The organism is Microcoleus sp. Pol17C6, from assembly GCF_036701145.1.
Classification (GTDB): domain Bacteria; phylum Cyanobacteriota; class Cyanobacteriia; order Cyanobacteriales; family Microcoleaceae; genus Microcoleus.
Genome location: NZ_JAUBQH010000022.1, coordinates 73,659 through 94,706 on the forward strand (window position 1 = coordinate 73,659; position 21,048 = coordinate 94,706).

The 21,048-nt window shown below is 45.3% G+C and carries 12 protein-coding genes and 1 CRISPR repeat array; of the genes, 10 read left to right on the top strand and 2 right to left on the bottom strand.

Annotated elements, in window-relative coordinates:
• The first annotated feature begins 259 nt into the window (after positions 1 to 259).
• Positions 260 to 4,828, top strand: coding sequence for a response regulator (locus QUA25_RS13310; protein ID WP_333038466.1), 4,569 nt, complete (start codon positions 260 to 262; stop codon positions 4,826 to 4,828).
• 101 nt (positions 4,829 to 4,929) lie between these two features.
• On the opposite strand, the gene QUA25_RS13315 is transcribed toward QUA25_RS13310, so the two are convergent.
• Complete coding sequence (locus QUA25_RS13315) at positions 4,930 to 6,108, bottom strand: WYL domain-containing protein (RefSeq protein ID WP_333038468.1); 1,179 nt, start codon at positions 6,106 to 6,108, stop codon at positions 4,930 to 4,932.
• A gap of 249 nt (positions 6,109 to 6,357) precedes the next feature.
• Between QUA25_RS13315 and QUA25_RS13320 the strand changes: the two genes are divergently transcribed.
• From QUA25_RS13320 to QUA25_RS13345, 6 genes are read left to right on the top strand one after another with little or no spacing between them, the layout of a single operon-like run.
• The gene (locus tag QUA25_RS13320) at positions 6,358 to 8,085 is read left to right on the top strand and encodes a Cas10/Cmr2 second palm domain-containing protein (RefSeq protein ID WP_333038469.1); all 1,728 of its coding nucleotides are present in this window, start codon (positions 6,358 to 6,360) and stop codon (positions 8,083 to 8,085) included.
• Entirely contained in the window at positions 8,064 to 9,206 is a 1,143-nt protein-coding gene (locus QUA25_RS13325; protein ID WP_333038470.1) for a type III-B CRISPR module-associated Cmr3 family protein, read from the top strand. The genes QUA25_RS13320 and QUA25_RS13325 overlap by 22 nt, the downstream gene beginning before the upstream one ends.
• On the top strand, positions 9,182 to 10,012 hold the full coding sequence (locus tag QUA25_RS13330) for an RAMP superfamily CRISPR-associated protein (RefSeq protein ID WP_333038472.1): 831 nt from the start codon (positions 9,182 to 9,184) through the stop codon (positions 10,010 to 10,012). Before QUA25_RS13325 ends, QUA25_RS13330 begins: the two co-directional genes overlap by 25 nt.
• Positions 10,012 to 10,437: a hypothetical protein gene (locus QUA25_RS13335; RefSeq protein ID WP_006634503.1), complete on the top strand. Its 426-nt coding sequence runs from the start codon at positions 10,012 to 10,014 to the stop codon at positions 10,435 to 10,437. The genes QUA25_RS13330 and QUA25_RS13335 overlap by 1 nt, the downstream gene beginning before the upstream one ends.
• Positions 10,434 to 12,182, top strand: a complete 1,749-nt coding sequence (locus QUA25_RS13340) for an RAMP superfamily protein (protein WP_333038473.1) — start codon at positions 10,434 to 10,436, stop codon at positions 12,180 to 12,182. The genes QUA25_RS13335 and QUA25_RS13340 overlap by 4 nt, the downstream gene beginning before the upstream one ends.
• Positions 12,179 to 13,750: a hypothetical protein gene (locus tag QUA25_RS13345; protein WP_333038475.1), complete on the top strand. Its 1,572-nt coding sequence runs from the start codon at positions 12,179 to 12,181 to the stop codon at positions 13,748 to 13,750. The genes QUA25_RS13340 and QUA25_RS13345 overlap by 4 nt, the downstream gene beginning before the upstream one ends.
• A 405-nt stretch (positions 13,751 to 14,155) precedes the next feature.
• A CRISPR array of direct repeats spans positions 14,156 to 15,741; the repeat unit is 36 nt; unit sequence CTCCCCACTCGTTGGGGAAACTAATTGAATGGAAAC.
• Positions 15,742 to 16,263: 522 nt separating this feature from the next.
• On the opposite strand, the gene QUA25_RS13350 is transcribed toward QUA25_RS13345, so the two are convergent.
• Positions 16,264 to 17,925, bottom strand: coding sequence for a glycosyltransferase family 39 protein (locus QUA25_RS13350; RefSeq protein ID WP_333038476.1), 1,662 nt, complete (start codon positions 17,923 to 17,925; stop codon positions 16,264 to 16,266).
• A 74-nt stretch (positions 17,926 to 17,999) separates the two neighbouring features.
• Between QUA25_RS13350 and QUA25_RS13355 the strand changes: the two genes are divergently transcribed.
• From QUA25_RS13355 to QUA25_RS13365, 3 genes are all read left to right on the top strand, one after another.
• Entirely contained in the window at positions 18,000 to 19,490 is a 1,491-nt protein-coding gene (locus QUA25_RS13355; protein ID WP_333038478.1) for a hypothetical protein, read from the top strand.
• Between the two features lie 68 nt (positions 19,491 to 19,558).
• Positions 19,559 to 19,732 carry a hypothetical protein gene (locus tag QUA25_RS13360; protein ID WP_333038480.1) on the top strand — a complete coding sequence of 58 codons (174 nt, stop codon included), beginning with the start codon at positions 19,559 to 19,561 and terminating at the stop codon, positions 19,730 to 19,732.
• A gap of 118 nt (positions 19,733 to 19,850) precedes the next feature.
• On the top strand, positions 19,851 to 20,255 hold the full coding sequence (locus tag QUA25_RS13365) for a DUF4347 domain-containing protein (protein ID WP_333038482.1): 405 nt from the start codon (positions 19,851 to 19,853) through the stop codon (positions 20,253 to 20,255).
• Positions 20,256 to 21,048: the final 793 nt, after the last annotated feature.

Here is a 21,048-nt window from a genome sequence, read left to right on the forward strand (position 1 = left end):
GCGGTTTATTTTGAAGAGGCCGATCGTCAGGTTATAACTTGTAGGTAATAGGTTGTTCATAATAGGGAACTAAAGCTGTGAAAATACTACACTGACTGTGGGGGGCAACATACCGGATACCTTGGAACTACCAAGGGCTTTGCCAAGTCAGCCCAGAAAAGTCCAAATACGCAGGCCCTGCGATCGCCAATGCTAAACAACCTACGTCTCAAACCTCTCCTGGCTAGTTGCCTAGTAGCACCGTGAGGAGGGCGACGCCATGCAACTCCGAAAAAAAACACTATTAATCATCGGTGCAGCGCTGATCAGCCTGATTGTGGTTCTCTATGCCACTGCATCAACTATTTTGCTGCATGATTTTCACAACCTGGAGGCACAGTACGTCCGCCAGGATGTCGCACGGGCTTTGGACGCATTAGATGATGACTTGTCGAATTTAGACACCAGCGCCCAAGATTACGCCGAGTGGGACGATACTTACTCTTTCGTCGAAACACGGAACGAAAATTTTGTCAAGTCAAATTTCGTCGATTCGACATTTATTTACTTGAGACTAAACTTCTTGGTACTGCTGGACTCTAACGGTAAGACGATCTTCAGCAAAGGTTTCGACCTTAAATCCCAAACCGAAATCCCGATTCCCGAAAGCTTAAAACAGCACTTGACCGAGGCGCTACTAGACTCATCGACAGTCGATGGCGATCGTCCCGCCGCCAAAACAGGCGTTCTCACCCTGCCAGAAGCCAGGCTGCTGATTGCCGCCAAGCCCATCTTCAACAGCAACGCCCAAGGCCCGTCGCGGGGGACGCTGATCTTGGGACGCTACCTCGACAGCAGCGAAATAGGTTTGCTTTCAGAACTGACTCACCTGTCAGTGGATTTTAGATTGCCCAGCTTAGATTTTAAAGTGGGAGCCGCGAACTACTTCGGGCACAGCGCCAAGGCGATGGCTCGATCGAGGCAGGAGTTGGAAAATGTCAAACTCAAAATTTCCAACCTCAAATCAGTAGAAATTTTAGTCGAGCCACTCAGCGACACCTTAGTCGCAGGATACGCCCTGATTCGCGACATCCACGGCAACCTAGCGCTGCTGCTGCGAGTAGAGACAGATCGCATCATTTACGGCCAAGGTCAGGCCACCTTGGAGCTGTTTACCTTATCAATACTGGCAGTAGGTTTAATATTTAGCGCCATCACCCTGCTGTTGCTAGAAAAATTAGTCTTGGCGAGATTGGCTTCCTTGAGCACCAGCGTCAGCAACATCGCAGCCAACGGCGATCCAAGCTTGAGAGTTCCTATGGCCGGAGAAGATGAACTCGCAAGCTTGGCCGACGCCATCAACCGAATGCTAGAAGCATTGGGCAATTCTCAAGTCGAACGTAATGAAAGCGAAGACCGCTATCGGTTGATGGCCGAAAACTCAACCGACATGATCACCAGACACGACCCCACAGGCGTGTTTGTTTACGTCTCGCCCGCCAGCAGGGCTTTGCTGGGATACGAACCTTCGGAACTCATCGGCCGCGTCCCCAAGGATTATTTTCACCCCGACGATTTAGAAACCATTGCCAAAGCTCACTGGAAAGTCCTGGCGCTCCCAGTTACTTACACCGTCAGCTACCGCATCCGCCGCAAAGACGGCAAATACATTTGGTTTGAAACCACCGGCCGCACGATCAGTGATCCCCAAACCGGCGAAGTCCAAGAAATTATCGGCATTTCCCGCGACATCAGCGTGCGGAAGCAAACAGAACAAGAACTGCGAGAAAGCGAAGCTGCAATCAAAGCTTTGTACCAAGTGACTTCGGCTCCCCGTACAGACCCGCTCAACCACCTCTCTACCTTTGATTTGCGCCTCCAAGAACTGCTGGGAATGGGATGTCGGCATTTAGGCCTGTCGGTGGGAATTTTGTCCTGCATTCAAGGCGACAACTATCAAATAATGGCTGTTGAGTGTCCCGACGGGTCGATCGTCAAAGACCAAATCTATGATCTGGAAAAAACTTTCTGCGTCGCTACGGCAATGGCAAAAGAACCGATTTACTTTGAGTCGGTGCGATTTTCGGGTTTTTCCTTCAACACGCACGATCGAGCCTTCCCAATCGAAGCTTACATGGGCATTCCCGTCACTGTAGCAGGTGAAGTTTACGGCACTCTGTGCTTCTTTTCTCCGACTCCTGTGACAGAACCGTTCCGAGCTGTAGACAGAGAGTTGATGAAACTGATGGCTCAGTGGGTGGGAAGCGAACTCGAACGCCAGCAAACCGACGTAGATTTGGCAAAAGCTCGCGATCAAGCACTGGCGGCTACTAGAGCCAAAAGCGAATTTTTAGCCACCATGAGCCACGAAATTCGTACTCCGATGAATGGAGTCATCGGCATGACCGGTTTGCTGCTGGATACCCCCTTAACTCGCGAACAGCGCGATTTTGTAGAAACTATCCGTAGCAGCGGCGATGCCTTGCTGACGCTGATCAACGATATTCTAGATTTCTCGAAAATTGAGTCGGGCAAATTGGACTTGGAGGAACATCCGTTTGACATCCGCACTTGCATTGAGGAATCTCTAGACTTGGTAGCTGCCAAGGCGGCAGAAAAAAAACTGGAAGTGGGTTACTTGATCGATCGTACAGTACCGGCAACGGCGATCGGCGATAGCACCCGCTTGAGGCAAATTTTAATCAACTTGCTCAGTAATGCGGTTAAATTTACCGACGCTGGAGAAGTGGTGGTTTCGGTGACTGCCAAAAAGATTTCAGTGCCGGCGGCTAAGGCTAAAGAACCGCCATTAATTGCTGGCGAACCGGTAGCAATTAACCCAGCATACGAAATACATTTTGCGGTCAAAGATACCGGTATTGGCATTCCGAGCGATCGCATGGATCGGCTATTTAAATCTTTCAGTCAGGTTGATTCTTCAACGAGCCGACAGTACGGCGGTACCGGATTGGGTTTGGCAATTAGCAAGCGTTTGGCCGAAATGATGGGCGGCCGGATGTGGGTGGAAAGTATGGGTAGTGTCGCGGGCAATCCTCCGGCCCATTTTAGATCATCGGCAGTTTTTGATTTGGGATGGGCAGAATCTTGCGAAATTGCCGAAAAATATGGCTATGGCAAATCTGTACTCAGCAACAAGCCGATCGGCCAAAATACGAAATCCGTTGGCTCTACTTTTTATTTTAGTACGATCGTTTCTGGCTGCAAGAATTCCTTACCACTTAACTTGAGCAATTCTCAACCTGAATTAGCTGGGAAGCGAGTCTTAATTGTCGATGACAATGCTACCAACCGCAGAATTTTGACTCTCCAAGCTCAGTCTTGGGGAATGGTGGCTAGGGCTTCAGCTTCGGCTAGTTTGGCTTTAGATTGGCTGGCTGCTAAAGAGGTGTTTGACTTGGCAGTTTTGGATATGCAAATGCCGGAAATGGACGGGTTAGCTTTAGCGGCGCAAATTCGCCGGTATCCTGATTGCGAAAGGTTGCCGTTAGTGATGCTAACTTCGATCGGCAGGCAAGAAATTCACCCCCCTGCTATGGAGATGGATTTTGCTGCTTTTTTGAATAAACCCATCAAACAATCTCAGCTTTACAATGTTTTAATCAATATTTTTGGAGAACAGACAACTGAATTTAAAGGGCAGCGCACTAGCGGGGCTTTCTTGCAAAGCATACCCGTGCTGGCAGAGAACTTACCCCTGCGGATTCTGTTGGCTGACGATCATTTGGTGAATCAGAAGGTGGCTTTGCAAATTTTGCAGCGGATGGGGTATCGCGCGGATGTGGCGGGAAACGGTATCGAAGTGCTCGAAGCTTTGCGCCGCCAGCCTTATGATGTGGTGCTGATGGATGTGCAAATGCCGGAAATGGACGGACTGGAAACTACCCGCCACATCCGCGAGCAATTTTCAGCAGATTTAACTTTAGAAAATCCCACGGGAGAATCAGAAGTTTCCGTAACAAATGAGCAATCTCATAATCGAGACGCGACCAAAAATCCCACGGGAGGATCAGAAGTTTCCGCAACAGATGAGCAATCTCATAATGGAAAATCCAGAATCCAAAATCCAAAATTGACTGGCGAGGAATCTAACAATCGAAAATCGAAAATCCAAAATCTAAAACCACCTAGGCCTTGGATTGTGGCGATGACGGCAAATGCGATGCAGGGCGATCGCGAAGAGTGTATGGCTGCGGGGATGGACGACTATTTGAGCAAGCCGATCGCCATTGACCAGTTGGTTCGAGCTTTGACCGGGTGTAAATCTCGATCGAACTCCGCATTCGATCGTCTGCAGCCGATTGTTTCTTTGGATGCCCAGGCGGAACAGATCGAAGGAACGAGTGAATTACAAGTGCGATCGAATGTGGCTGTTGCGGGAAATCCACAACTGACAATTACCAATTCGCAGGCAGTCGTCGATTGGGGTGCATCAAATCTCGATCGGGCTTTGTCACAGAGTCACGATTCCCTGAGTGCCAAGATTATAGAGGGACTGCGAGAAGTGGAAGCTTTGGACGAGGCGATCGAGATTTACCTCGAAACAGCTCCCGAACTGCTGCGAGGCATCTCTATGGCTCTGTCCAACGCCGATCCGCTGGCTTTGCGGCGATCGGCTCACTCTTTAAAGTCGATTAGCGGTACTCTCGGTGCTTTTCGCTTGTTTGAGCTGTGCGAGGAACTCGAAATCATGGGCCGCATCGGAACAAATGCTAACCAGCCTTTACCTGATCCGGCCTGCGCGCTTTTAGAAGAGGTTGAGGCGGAGTATCAAAGAGTCGAAACGGCGTTAAAAATAGAAATGCAGTACAGCGAAACAAGGACAGAATAATTAACAAGTCATAACTAACTATTGTTCGTGGGTGGGGGAGGGTTTTTGATATGGTTGGTTTTAGGCCTAGGCATTGATGGTTGGTGAAACCCTCCCTAGGATTACAAGCTGTAGCGATCGGCTAAATCTCTGGCTGCTTGTCGGTGTTTTTCTACCAAACTCGGCGGGGAAAGCACTTGGGCGCTATCCATATATCTGTTCACCCACAGACTGAATTCGTTCAGAGAGCGATCGGGCAAATCGATCTGATAATCCACATAAACCACTTTGCCAAAACTATCCCTTGGGCCTTCTTTAATCTTTTGTCGCGGATGCCGCCGATCGCCCTCTAAAATAAATCCCACTACTTTCTCAAAAAACCGCACTTTCACTTTTTCTAACTTCAGTTGACCCTGCAATTCGGCCTGCTGTTGCTCTGGCTTGCCCAAGAACAGCCCCCAGCCGTTTTTTAACAACTTTTGAGCTATTTTCAAACGGTGTTCCTGTACGGCCAAACCGCGCCCTTTTGAATCGATAATTTCGCAGTAGTCACTAAAGCGATTCACCCGTTCTACGCTTAAGTGTCCGTTTTCGCAATCTTCGCAAATCAGGTACCAAGCGATATCGTGATAGATCAGTTGCAGGGGCCAAATTCGCCGGAAACCGACCTTGCCTTTACCGTAATAATCGTCTTGACGGTAAAGTTCGATCGCCTGGCCTCGAACAATTGCTGTTTCTACGATATCTAATTTGTGAAATAGGGTATTCCGATATTCTTGGCGATCGCTCATTTCGACCGGATCGGTGTAAATAATCGCACGATTCAGGTGTTCGCGAACGGGATAAAACAATTGACCTTTGAGTTCGATATCTAATCCGCGCAACAGTTTAGTGAGTTTTTCACAAATTTTGCGGGCTTGGGGATTTCCCTGATATTTGGCTTGAGATGCTATTGCTTGAAATGCGAATAGTAGTTCTTCGCGATTCATTGCGCCGGTACCGAGATAGTAGCCAAAGCGATACATTCGTTTGTCCAGGATTCCGTAGCGGCGCAAAGTTTCTAAATCTTTGCGAATTGTGGGAGTTGCGGGATAGTTTTCGGGAAATTCGATGTTGAATTCGGCTGCTATTTTCTGTAATTGAGATTGAACTTCTAGTAAAGCATCGTGATATTTACTGTCGGATGTTTCGGTGTCCGAGTGTCCGATTCCGGGATGGTTTACTAATGTGGCGATGAGGAGCATGATGCGATCGAACGTTAGTTTGTCGGCGTAGGGGTGAGGGGTTGGTTTTTTGGCCATGATGGGTGGATGCGGATAAGTTGCTGAAAAGTCAAGTAAAATAAAATATTGACATAAAAATATATAAAAGTTGGGAGACTGTTATTTACAGATTTTTAGGCTTCGCAACAAGTTTGATAAATATTGTGAATCTGAAGACATGAAGCTGGCTCGGCTGATATATTGAGTTGAGTAGAACTTAAGCAGTTAGCTACTTGGAACACTACCAGCAGCATTCAGGTGGGCATTGCCCGCCTTAAAATTGAATTTATGTCTGCATACACTGCGATCGCCTTTGCCCCGGTTCAAGGCTTTATCGAGAAATCCCGCAAACTCCGAGATTTGTATGGGGCCTCGCTGATTTTATCTTTTTTGAGTTTTAAGCTTGTACAAAAAGCAGAGTCTTTAGGACTTAAGGTGATTTCCCCTGGATTGCCTACTATACAAGAAGGAATGCCAAACCGAATTCTCATTAAGGGAAAATTTGAGCGTAATGATGTCCAAAATACTCTCTTAAAAGAATGGCAAGAAATCTTAAAGGTTTGCCGCGAGTGGATAGAAGACAATCTTGACATCCCAAAAGACCAATATTACTGGTCACAAACAGAAGATAAAAAAGGCAGACAAAAAGGAGAGTGGGAACGATGGGGAAGCTATACCTGGGAAATTTTTTGGGGATACGGTGAATCTGAAAAAGAAGCCATCAAAAAGGCAATGGATGACTTGGAGACTCGCAAGCTAAAGCGAGATTGGACAGCTATCAACTGGATGGGTGAGAGTTCGAGTCTGACTGGGACAGATGCGATCGCATGGCATCAACTAGGTAAAGAGTCAAAAGAACCAGGGCGATCGCTCACGGAAAATGAGCAACGACAACTCAAACAATTCTATCATCGCCTCGCTTGGATTTTGGACGATCCTTACTCTCGAAATCATCTAGCTAGAGAGCGAACGAAAGAGTCCATTCCCTCAGATGAAAAACTGGAACAATACTTTCAGGAAGACAGCAGCGGCAAGTTTATTGCTCCGGGTGAAAAGTTAAGTATTCCAGAACTGGTGAAGCGTTTAGTAACTCTACCCAAGCTTGCTAAAAAAATTGGCATGGAAGAATTGGATGAAGGCTTCAAGGATATTTTTCGAGACGCCGGATATTGGACAGGCTGGTTTATGGGCGATGGCGACAAGGTTGGAGATAAGCTTAAAGAACTTGCCACGCGCCCTGAAATTGATAAAGACAAGCAAGAACAAGACCTCAAACGCTTCACTGAGTTAATGAGGCAGTGGGGAAAAGATTTTCAGGATAACAAACATCTATTTCCTGAAGGTAAGGGGCGTGTCATCTATGCTGGTGGCGATGACTTTCTCGGAGTGCTTTACAGTGAGAAAACTGATACACAAGAAAAACCTGAGAAAGTGAAACCGATAGAGGCTTTGAATTGGTTGTTAACCCTAGAAAACCACTGGAAAGAACATCAAAACACAATTAAGCAGCAATTTAATCTAGATTTTACCTATAGTGTAGGTTTTGTTTGGGCGGGGCATCAGGTTCCACAGCGAGATATTTTACAGCACTGTCGGGAGGCGGAAAAACGGGCAAAAAGTTTAGGGCGCGATCGGCTTACGATGCGAGTAGTTTTTAACAGCGGTCAATTTGTGCACTGGACTTGTCCTTGGAATTATCTTCATGTGTTGAGGAATTATCGCGATCGAGATGGTAAAACTTGGGGGGAAGAACCAAACTGGACTCACATCTACAACGATTGGGCGCAACTAAAAGCACGTCATGCTATTCGACTTCAAGAAATGGAAGAGCTTTCTATCAACAAGGAACTAGCTCTTGTCATATTCAATTTATATTTCGATAACGCTGGAGAGAAGTTTAAGCAAGAAAGGAAATGGAGCGATTTGACAGGGGATAACTCTAACTCTGCGATCGTGAATTGGATCGATGACCTTGTTCAAGTGGGATGGCAGCTATGTCGAAATTCCAATATTTAATTACGGTTTCCCCTTTGGGATTCATGTATGGCAGTGCGGGAGCTTTTCTGTCTCCAGAGAATCTAGTCGGGCGATCGGGTAGTAAGTTTCCACCGGATAGCGCCGCGATCGCTGGACTGTTTTTGAATGCCAATCGCGAACAGAAGTTTGCTTGTCACCAAGAGCTTAGAGATAACCTCGTAATTTCAGGCCCTTTTTGGGCAAAACAGGATACACCTAAACAATTCTACGTGCCAATTCCTTGGCATCAAGTAATTGCTGAAGAAGAGGATGATGAATGGGTTTTTGTGAAAAAGAAATCTGATGAGCCAGGGATTGTTCAAGCAGATGAGGATAAATGGTGTCTGGGTCAACATCGATGGGAGCGCCAAAACAAAGATTTGAAACCCGAGTATAGTTGGCAGTCGATTGATGCCTGGAATTTACCCGCACAAGAACTGCGAGAAAGAAAAGCGATCGCCAAAGCACCGTGGGAATTTGTCTCGTTTCTGCATCCCAAAATCAAGGCCCAGGAGCGTCACGTTGTCGAAAAGAACGGACTTTTCTTAGAAAGCGCCGTGCAGATTCCTGAAGATTACTGCTTAGTATATCTCTCTAACTATGAAATACCTAATGGGTGGTATCGATTGGGCGGTGAAGGACATCTGGTGGAAATTGATAGTCACTTTCTCTCAGAAAAACACAAAATCAATCGATTACTTAACCCTAAAAATAAGATTCAACAAGCCTTTGCTCTGATTGCACCTGGAGTCTGGGGGTCGAATAAATTATCCTACCGTTACCCTCACCATCCCAGTTTTCCTCGGCAAGGACTCAAAATGTTGACCGATAAACCAGTGCCCTACCGCTATCGCATCGGTCATTCCAGGAAAGAGGAAGAAACAGAAGGTGAGGGCTCGCGCTACGATGCCAAGAAAACCGGGCGACTCAGCCGGGGACGCTACGCCGTTCCAGCAGGAAGCGTTTATGTTTTTAAACATCCCCTCGAACTTACTTGGTGGGATTTCCCAGATGAGTGGTTCCCAAAAGAAGGATTTCCCCTCAAACATTTGGGGTGTGGTTTGTGTTTACCCATTGATATTCAAGGATTACCGCAATGTACCGCAAAGCTTACGGAGTAATTGAAACCCTTGCACCTGTCCATGTTGGGGCAACCGCAGGGGAAGAAACTGGCAATCTCAACCTGATTTTTCGCGATCAGTTTACGCAAACAGGGATTATTCCAGGCAGTTCTATTCGGGGACGGTTTCGCGCAGATTTGAGAGATAGGGAACCGGGCGAAGAACAACTATGGTACGGACATGAAGCCGTTGATGGTCGTTCGGATGGCGGGACAACCGAAGCACTTGTGAAGTTTGAATATGCTTCGCTGGTTTGGTTCCCGGTGTTCTGTCCTGGCCAGCCTGTAGTTTGGGTAAGTTGCCCTCTACTGTTGAAACGGTTTAAACGCATTGCAGGCGTGACAGCAGATATTCCTGAACCCTACACGGCACAGAAAGGTTTACAGGGTCGGCCAATGAAAGACCGAGGCAAAATTCTCTTTTTCAATCTAGGGTTTCTTGAAATTGAGCATGAGGAGGATTTATCAGCTTGGATTCCCGCAGGGACGACGGATTTAGATGCTAATAAGTTAGTGGTGGTTCACGATAACGATATTGCGATGCTGCACGATATGGCACTGTATCGCCAGAGTCGCGTCAAATTGGGATCGAAAGAAAAACCCAACGAAAAAAAAGTTGATGGCGGTGCTTTTTTCAATACTGAAGCTTTGCCAGAAGGAAGTATTTTAGTATTTCCGATCGCGTTGAAGCAAACCGATTGGAAACCCTTTGGTGAAAATGAGAATTCATCAGAGTTATATTTCGGCGGTTTGGAATCAATTGGTTTTGGTCGTTGTCTTGTATCGCTTTCAGGAGATTATCAGTAATGGGTTGGAAATCTTACGAACTCGATCGCGCTGCTCAAAAGCTAGTGCTCAACGCACGGGAGCGCGATCCAAAATCCCTCAATCAGTCCCATAATATGCGAATGGCTGTAGCTTATGGGTTAGAGCGCTTTTGGGGCGAACACTTGCGACTTAAAGGTAAAGAAGAAAACAAATCAATTTTCTGGAAAGAAACCTGGGACGCTCTAGAAACAATCATGGAGAAGGGAGGGGTGACAATTCCCAACGAGCCTTTACATCCTGACAGTAATGGCAAGATTCCGACTAGAGAAATTCAGGCGATGTCTGAAAGTCTCTGGGCATTGCCTGTGGAAGATCAGCGAGTGGCGATCGCAGTTTTGACTCAATTGTGCGATTGTCTTGTGTGGTGGACGCAACGCTATAAAGTTCGGGAGGGTCGTCAATGAAATTGATTCCTAATGCACACAAAAAGATTCCCATGATGTTTCGGGCACAGGTGCAGGGGCGATCGCAACTGCAATATCTTGACCCTGAGAAGAAAAGGGCAGGCGAGCAACAAGATGTTGAAAGGTGGGCAGATGAATGGACTGACAAAGCTGAGTTTATTTCTGCGGAAGATGCACAAGACGTACAGACTGAGACCTACGGAGCAAAATCTTATCAAATCTCTTGGCGGTTTGTCACCAATGGCGGGCAAGATGATGGAATGCTTCGTCCTGTAATCGGTGCTTCAGGGATGCCCTTTTATCCTGGTAGCAGTATGAAAGGAGCGTTTCGCCAAGCTTGCGAACAAGCGGAAAAAGCAGGTGATATACCGCTAGGAACCTGTAATAATTATTGTGGCGATGAGTCTGAAATTACACCAGGGATTTTGCGGTTTCAGGGCGCTTATCCTACTAATGATTGGACACAAGGGTTACTAGACTTAGTTCATCCTCAACAGGGCTGGCAAGTTATGACTCGCGATACTGATGAGAAACCAAGAGGGGAGAGTGCATATGCTCAAGTTTCTCTTTACCAGCCGACCCTAAGATTTGCTATCTCCTGTTCTCAACCGCTATCATCGGATCGGTGGCAGCAAATTTGGCAAATTTGGGAAGCAGCCATCGCCGCCGGATTAGGTTCAAAAGTCTCTACAGGTTACGGACAAATTACCAAAACTTCTCACCCGATTGTTTATCGGGCAAAACTCAAAGGACAAGGACAAGCTGCTAAACGGATTGATGGTACGGGAGAGTTTCGTCCTAACATTTTTCGATCTGCACTGCGCGGTCATGCCTTAAGGATTTTTGGCGGTCTAACAGATAGTAAAACCGCAGAAGAATTAGTACAGAACTTGTTTGGAGGTATCCAGCAAAAAGAAGCTACCGTGGGGTTGCTAGGGTTCCAATTTCATGCTTCTAAATTAGAGATAAAATCTTTTGGTTCTGGGAAGTATGCTCAACCTGCCTATAAAGTTGAGGGAGAATTGATTTGGTTTTTAGCTAAACCCTTATCTGACCCCGAACAAGAATCTCTTCTGAAAAAGTTGGTTGGCAAGTTAATGCAGTTTGCAATGGTTATGGGAGGATTTGGTAAATCATGGCGGCGAGTGGATCACCGCAAATTTTTTGAAGAATATTACGAAAATAACTACAAACCATTGATTGGTTGTCACTGGCAATGGTTAGGAGAGAATACACAATCACGAAATGTGCAGGTTAGCCGATTAGAAAAGGTAGGTGAATTTTTAGAGATAGTCCGACAAATAGCTAGAGAGTGGATACAATCTCAAAACAAGCCGCTACGACAAACTGAATGGGCAAAAGATTGGCGAGAAGCTTGGCATCCAAGTAATGTTCAGGTTTGGGGTAGAATTGCAGACAATACTGATGAAAGTGCGGCCGTGCGCTGGTTTCACGAACCCTACCAACAAAAAATACCAGGCATTCAGCGAGAAGGCTCAATTTATCAATCATCTGTAACAGGAAAAATTGGGCAAATTAGTCTGATCTGGCATCGACTTTACCCTTTGATCGTTGTTAAAAATAATCCTGAAAATCCGCGAAAGCCGATTATTAAACCAACTCCTCGCTATTTGGAACTGATCGCGCTATTTCCAGATGGTTCAAGGGAGTCAAATGATTTTTTGGATTTTCTGAATGCCCAACCTGATGGATTTAAACTACTGTGGGGAGGAGAGGAAGAATGAATATTTGGATTCTTACAATCGGTAGCAGTGATGTGCAACTTGAGAGCGAGAAAATAATTCGTGAAAAGGGCCTAACTGAGAAGCAAAGAAGCCATAAAGTTTGGTTTGAATGGTATGATGAGGCGATTAAGGAAGAGTGCCACGATATACTTTTTGTACCCAAGCAATCTTATAATGAGAGTGATGAGTCTTACCGGATTGAAGCCAGAGTTTTGGGGACGGTTTATGAGTCAAGTAGTTTGAATGTACAAGATGAAATTTGGTCGTATCTAACCTTTCCTCTGCTAGATAACTTTGTGGGAGAGTTCAAAATATCTCATCCAGATGCGATCGCGATTATACTAACAGATCAGTCTGAGATTTTCAAGGATAACAAAGCGAGACGGAAACCGAAATGTGCTTACTGGCAAGATACCTGCAAGTTGGAGCCAATTTTGAAGAGGTATTTTCAGGATAAATTCCCCGAAGCAAAATGCAAACCAGTTTTTTTGTCTCCGACATCTGCGGATAAAGGACTAGATGATTGGAACTACGTTCTCGACTTGGTTCGTGAAAAGCTACGCACTTTTAAGTTTGATGGTGAAGAAATCAAAAATGAAGAAATTAAGACTGTATATGTTAGCCATCAAGCAGGAACTCCAGCAATTTCATCGGCTGTACAGTTTGTCACCTTGGCACGGTTTAGAAACAATGTCGAGTTTTTAGTTAGTAATGAGTATAATCTAGAAACTCGTAAGATACCTCGTTCTACTTATCTCGGAGCTATTCAACTACAGGAGGCAAACGCACTTTTGGAGCGGCATGACTATGCAGGTGTTCGGGATATTTTAGGGCTGACAAAAATAGCTCCAAATAACCCTAAAGAGAAACGCCTCAAAGATTTACTAGATGCAGGTGAACAGTGGAATTTTGCTGAATTTCAAAAATTTAAGAAAATTTTAGCCGATCGCAATTTGTTACCAGTCCATAATTTTCCGTGGTATCAGTCAGGATATGAATCAATCTATCTCGCTTGGGTTCGCTTGGAACAAGGCAGTACGGTTGATGCGTTATTTCATAGCTTCCGTGCTGCTGAAGGCTCGATTATTAAATGGGCGGAAAAGCGTTTTCGTTCTCACATCGTTCAACATCCAACCTATGGACTTCAAATTAAGATTTCCATTTGTCAAGAATTACCGGACTACTTAAATGCACTGTCTGAAAATCTGCAAAAAAACTTTCAAAAATGGCGCAGTTTAGGACTGTATGGCGATCAACTTTATGAGTTGCTAAAACAAGCTCGACCTGATTGGCAAAACCATCCAGACATTAAAACAGTTTGGGAAGTTGCTAAAAAAGAACGCAATAATTGCTTTCACCGTCTAGAAGGTTTACAAGAATCAGAGGTTTTTGCTGCTTGGGATACTCAAAATAAAGATGAGTGGAAACAGCGGATTTTAAGCTGCATGAATTTTATTGCTAAACCAGATTTGTTACAAGAATTTACATCGCTTGAAGAAGCTAGTTTGATGGCGAAAGTGCATAAGGAATTAGTAGGGGCGATCGCCCCTAACAACATTCCAACCTAAAATTGATACAGCAGATTCCCAGCAAATAAAGTACACCTTAATCCCAAGCACTTACCAAAATGGTTGACCAACCCTTGTAACCGTACTCCATAAACCTGGAAATTGCTGTATATTGCAGCATCCGGTTTTATCCGGTGTCGCGCCATACTTTGGGAGAGGTGGAGGTTTTGGGAGTGGGAACACAGGTGACAAAAGCACCTGGGTAAGTGATTATTTAGCTAATGCTGCGAGGCTGGCGGTAAATTAACTCAAACGACCTTTTTGCGTCGCGAGCCTCGCAGCATTACTGGGTAAGGGTTTCAGGGTTTATTTTGAGCGAACACAGGTTTAAGTTCCGGGCGAAATATCTGAGCCTCGCAAATGGCCTCTAGACACCTTGCGCTGTCTTGGGTGTATCATAGAGGCCTCCCCACTCGTTGGGGAAACTAATTGAATGGAAACACAAGTTTGTCGTCTAAGCTTTGTCTAGCTTCTTGTAGCATGGCCTCCCCACTCGTTGGGGAAACTAACTGAATGGAAACGTCAATATCGAAATCTAAAAGTTTTCGCGGGTCTGACAGGCTCCCTCCCCACTCGTTGGGGAAACTAATTGAATGGAAACCAGAACTATTGCCAACAGAAATGCAGCCAATACCTTGGTTAAGTCTCCTCCCCACTCGTTGGGGAAACTAATTGAATGGAAACATTTTAACCAATGCCGGGGTGTAACCTTTCTTAGCCTCCCCACTCGTTGGGGAAACTAATTGAATGGAAACTAATCTACGCATTTCTCTCCTTCTACTACTACTATCTCCCCACTCGTTGGGGAAACTAATTGAATGGAAACTTCAAAGATTGGAGCAAGACTCCAGGTGAAATATTAGTTCTCCCCACTCGTTGGGGAAACTAATTGAATGGAAACGCAAACAATAAACAACACATTTGCCCATTTTTCAATTTTGACTCCCCACTCGTTGGGGCAACTAATTGAATGGAAACATTTCGTTCCAGGTTAGGCTGTCTAGGGATTTTTGGGTGTGTACCTCCCCACTCGTTGGGGAAACTAATTGAATGGAAACTGATTGGTGATACCGATGCAGATGAATCCTTTGTCTTGGTAGTCTCCCCACTCGTTGGGGAAACTAATTGAATGGAAACGCAATCGTGTTGCAGTCACAGCAATCCATTTTTTTCTTAGGCTCCCCACTCGTTGGGGAAACTAATTGAATGGAAACGCTCTCATGTCAAACTTGAGGATTGGAACGCCCCACATAGCGCCGACAGTCTTTGCCCTCCCCACTCGTTGGGGAAACTAATTGAATGGAAATAGTTGGTCAAAGTCCCAGCAATCGCACAGTTGCTCCTGTAAACTCCCCACTCGTTGGGGAAACTAATTGAATGGAAACGTGCGGACATCGTTGAATTGGTTTGGCTCGTCGTCATTCAGCCTCCCCACTTGTTGGGGAAACTCATTGAATGGAAACGATATATTTTCTGGCCACCATACCTGCACCTCTCCACTCCCCACTCGTTGGGGAAACTAATTGAATGGAAACGAAATTGTAAGCTTCCTATCCCAGATATCCTGCAATCCTCCCTACTCGTTGGGGAAACTAATTGAATGGAAACCCATTAGCCGTGTCAGCGGTAGCTAAATTACAGTTGAGAGTTTTAACCTCCCCACTCGTTGGGGAAACTAATTGAATGGAAACTGTGCCAAAATTACTAAATCACCAGGAGAATGTCGCGATAAACCTCCCCACTCGTTGGGGAAACTAATTGAATGGAAACAAGTCGTTAAGGGTTCGCGTTTTTATGTAAGTCACCATCTCCCCACTCGTTGGGGAAACTAATTGAATGGAAACTCTGCTTTCGCGTGTGGTAGCACGATCGTAGCAGGCTCCCCACTCGTTGGGGAAACTAATTGAATGGAAACGAACTACAGTCGGCTTTGATATTTTTCCACCGCAGACCGACTCCCCACTCGTTGGGGAAACTAATTGAATGGAAACGCTAAAACAAAATTAGTGGAAGTCTTCTATTAATGCGACAGTTTAAGGGAAACCATAAATAGCTGTTGACAAAAGACTAGATTTCTAATAGTCTAATTTTGGGGGACGCCTCTACCGCATAGAGTGAACGTCCTTAAGGCATCGTCCTATCCCCCAGCCGAAGGGTTACGGTACTGTCTAGCAAGTTAACTTGTCACTTGCTAGAAATACATAGCTAAGACAAAGTGTGTCGAAGTCTTCTATTAATGCGGAATCGAAGGAGGCTTCGACCCCCCCCGACACCGCAAACAGAAATTCAAAAATCAGAGCCTTCTGTAGTGCCAAAAGCTCTAAATTTTCAACCTCTGGAAAACTCCAAAGACAAACTTTTACAACTCAAATTTGTGCAATCAATCCTAGTTGCGAAGAATTAGCAAGCACAAAAAAAGCCCCATAATCGGGGCGGGTTTATTATATTGTTGGTTTCCGACATAGAGGATTGGTGAAACTCGCCTCTACGATAATTTGGACACACACGATCGCTTATTTTCGAGTTACCAAAACCCAATCCTCCGCTGTTTTGACAATCTCAGCATTCTGCAAACCTAAATGTTTTAAAACTGGTTTTTCTAACAGAAAATAAGGTTGAGGAAGAGTTTGCCATTTCTGTTTGAGCGTCGGCGCGTCGGCGACAATAACTTGGCGTTGACTATAAAAATTCAGCGATGGACGGCCCAAGCGGTGAGAAGTAAACACTGGTTGACCCGCCGGAGTTCCTGTGCGGACAATTTCGGCGATCGGCTTAACAGGATAATCCTCCGCCAGTTCCCAAACCCAGTTATCTGAAGCCACCAATACCAACAGCGTCAGGTAAGTTCCCCAAATTAAAACTAATATAAACTGCCGGTCTTTGCGGTGCAGCAACACGGCCGCCATTGTCATTGTCAAAGCTACAAACATCAGCATTAACTGCAAATCTCGCTCTGGAGGCGCAATTTGTCCCCCGATCCTTACCCAGCCACTGAAGTACACGCAACCGACGACAGCAACTACACCCAGCATTGCCAAAATCGCGGGATGAGGCAACAAACAAATAGCATCAAAACGTTCTTCTGCTTCCTCTTTGACCGGCTCTGGCGGCAGCCACAGTTGCTCCCAAACTTCAGCAAGATAACTGCCAACGGCAAGAGCAAAAGCTGGATAAATTGGCAAAACATACCACGGCAATTTAGTAGTCATCACAGAAATAGCCAGCAGATATACTCCAGTCCAAACCAATACTAATTTTGGCCCGGCAAAACTGCGATTTTCCCAACTCAGACGCAGCCCTTGTAGCCAAAATAACTGCCACGGCAAAGCTAATTTGAAAATTTCTAAAAGATAATACCAAGGCGGGCCTCTGTGACTGCTCACAGGTTCCGAAATGCGCCGGAAAGATTCGTTAACTAAATTAGTGTTGATGAAATATTGGCCGTAGTGCAGCCATTGGGCAAAATACCAAGCAGCTACTGGCAATGTTCCGATCGCCAATCCGCCCCAAAGATACCCAGAAGTGAGGAGTCGCGGGGTATCCCAAACCAAAAAAATACAGCCCATCCCAGCCAGCAGCAGCCCCAACATGACGCCCTTAGTCAGGCAGATGAGTCCGAACCCAATCCCCGCGCCCAAAGCGTAGCGCAAATCCCGGCGCGATCGTAGCAAACACCACATCGCCCCCAGCAAAAAACACAAAACTGCTCCATCCAACATCGCCAAACGTCCATGCCGCACCACCGGTAACAGCGTCAGATAAACGAGGGCAGAAAAAATGGATATCGAACGCGGAGGAAACAACTCCCTGCCAATGGCGTAAAGCAAGGGCACTGAAGTGGCTGTCAGCATCGCCGGTACCAACCTTGCCGTCAATTCGCTGACACCGCCGACGGTAAAACACAGCCCGATTAGCCAGTGTACCAGCGGCGGTTTGTTCAAATAAGGCATAGAGTCGATCGTCGGATACAGCCAATTTAACTTGCCGCGCCAAATTTCGCGGCTTACCTGCGCTGCAATGCCTTCATCCCAATCCCGCAACGCCACGCCGCCCAGATTCAGCCCGAAAATCAGCACTGCAGCCAACAGAAAAGCCAGCATCCACACTTTGTCTGTAAAGCTGTCATTCCAGCGATTTTTCAGTTTGCGGCCCAGGAATGGAAAGATTTCTGACATAAGTTAAGAGAGTTTTGAGCGTCCCAAACTGAGGGTAAACTTAGACAGCAGTTATTTGTGACTAGGAAAATACCATGAACTTGCCTGTAATTATAGATATTATCATTGGCTTAGTCTTTATCTACCTGACTTTAAGCTTGCTAGCTTCGGAAATTCAGGAACTGATTGCTACTGTTTGGCAGTGGCGGGCGGAACATTTAAAGAAGTCGATCGAAGTGCTAATTTCTGGAGGCAGCGAAGGCGCGAAAGATCCCCTGCAACTTAAGAGAGTTGGACACTTGGCTCATTCGATTTACGCCAATCCGATTATCAAGGATTTGAATCAGGGAGCGAAAGGGCTTGTATCAGAGGGATTCCGCTCTGTTACGCACCGCATGGGGGATTTGTACCACGGAGTTACGGGTACTAAAAATGTTTTCGGCAATAAATCCAGTGGGCCTTCTTATATTCCAGCCGAGTGTTTTTCGGCTAGCCTTTTGGAGACTTTAAAGGTTTCTAGTTTGCTCAGTTCTATTTCTAAAACCCGATTGGAAAGATTTAAAGATTTACAATTAGCACAAATTCAAGAGATTGGACGAAATCTGAGTTTGCCGGATGCTACTAAACCGATTATTGAGCAAGAATTTAGGTGGCTGACTGCGGAGTTCAATCGAGTGGTTGAAGATTATCAAAACAATTTAGCAAGTTTGAGCAACAGCTTAAATCGGATGTCTGAAAAGCTAGGATTTTATATTAAGGATTCTCAGGTTTATCTACCAGAAACAGAGCTGGGAGGGAGAGAATTTCAGAGGCAGATGGCATTTGTGAAGGCTCGTTTTGACAGCAGAAATGAGCGGGTGGCGCTGCTAGGGCAACTACAACCTAGTTTCAGCAATCTGTTAAATACTGTTAAAAAAAGTCAAGATACGGTAGCAGAAATGATGGAGATCAAAGAGGAGAGTCCGATTTATCAACAAATTCAAGATACCTTGGACAGTATGCCAGAATCTTTGAAACGCAGCCTTTATATTTTAGCGCAGCGCGCTGAAAAAGGCGGGGGAGATACTCAAGAGCAGTTGCAGCGGTTTCAGAAAGAAATTGAAATTTGGTTTGACCAATCGATGGAGCGTGCTTCTGGTGTTTACAAGCGGAATGCTAGAGGGGTAGCGATTTTGCTCGGAACTGCGATCGCTGTCGCTGCTAATGCTGATACCATTCATATTATTAATCGGTTGTCGAAGGATTCGATGTTGCGATCGACTGTTAATTTGTACGCTGAGCAGTTGGTGGTAAATAATGCTAAGACTAAATCAAATAATTTAACCAGTCTGACAAAAGTTCAACAGGATGTCAATCGAGCTTTGGATAATAATGTACCTCTGCCTTTGGGATGGAGCGAACAGAATAGCTTAAAACGAGATAAACAGAGGAATTTATTGTGGCCGGCTTTGATGGAAAAATTGTTTGGTTGGATATTGAGCGGTGTAGCTATTTCTATGGGGGCTGGTTTTTGGTTTGAGGCGCTCAACAAGATTATTAATATTCGCAATGCAGGGAAAAAACCGCCATCTTCCACAGAATCTTGATCGGTACAGTTGCGAGGCCAATCTACTAAGTGTCATACCCTCTTAGATTTTAGATTTTAGATGGGGGAATGACTGAAGACTATCGAGGTTTGAAGCACCGGCTGACAGTTGGATTCTTTTTTGAAAGTGGTATCACGGATAGGATATCGGATCGATCGGTAATTGCGCGTTTGGCGGAAGTAAGGGAAAACACGCAGAATATAAATTCCGTGCGATCGCGGATGGCAGTGCTGCGGAAATAGGGCAAACTGATAGATAGGTGAAATAAGAATGAGCGAAATAAACAAGGTCGCTGGCAGTTTCAGAAGCTCTGAATCCAAGGCTGTATCTACCACTAAACGGCCTTTTAGAGGACAGAATATGTTCACTTCTTTAAGGGAAACGACTCCCCCCTTGGAATACGCAAATCCCCTATCCCAAAGCTTTGTAGTCAAGGACTCCAGCATCAATGAAGGTGGATATTTTGTTTCCAGAATTTTGGCGGGGGAATCTGACTGCATCGAGAAAATTACCTCGGCACTTCAAAAATATGCCTCTATCCTTAGAGAGATTGACAAAACTCGCACAACTTCTGAGGGCAGCTCGAACCAACTGCAATTAGGCTTTGTTATCCTCAGTTCAGATCACCTCGAACCCTACAAAAGTCAATTGCCAAAATCCCATAGTTCCCTGAGTAAAAACAGCGGACTTGGTTCGTGTTATGCCGGTCAATATAGTGATACACTCAGCAACGGCGGTGGGCGCGATCGACTGTTTGCTAATTAAAGAGAGTGATTTAATGGAGGGTGTGGAACGTACCGAGGGCGACTGGACTCGAATACAATTGTAATTAGGGAGGCAGGCGCGATCGAAATCAACGATTTAATCTGACTCAATTTGCAATCATATCAATTCGGGCTGAATAATTTGAATCATGTTTGTAGTGAGGTGGGCAGTCCTCACAGTGTCGGTAGCATCCCATAAACCAATTGATTTCCCGCGATGGGTTCCACTTAATATTAGACCGTTTTGACTGTTAGTAAATGCGACCAAACGTCCTGGTAATCAGTATTTGGGTGTACCGCCAACCTAGCAGCTTCAAAGCATATAGAATTTTTTAAAATCTACATAATTCAGTTTTCCCTTGGATGAAATACAGCTAGGGAAACTCTAGTGCCTTGTGCCTATAGATAAATTCTCACACTCCAATAAGAACTACTAAATATAAGAGGAGTTATTCGGAGGTGAATTACCTCCCCTATTTCCGCATCCCTCAATGCAGGCTACTATTAGCAAAATAAGGTCAAAAAAAATTGGATAATAGAACCTAGATTTCTTTCAATATTCCCGATTAATATTGCGATCTATTCCCATAGATAGAGGCTCCAATTTACACTTTAGTCAAGAGGCAAAAGGCCAATGCCGAGCAAAATAAATCAATAAAAAAATTTTAAAAATGACACCATTTCCAAATTGGGTGTTAAGATATAATCAATTAAGCCTGATGAGATAACTCCGGGGTGTATCTACTAATAATGCCCTTAATGGAGTATCCAATATGAGTTCTACATTCGCTCAA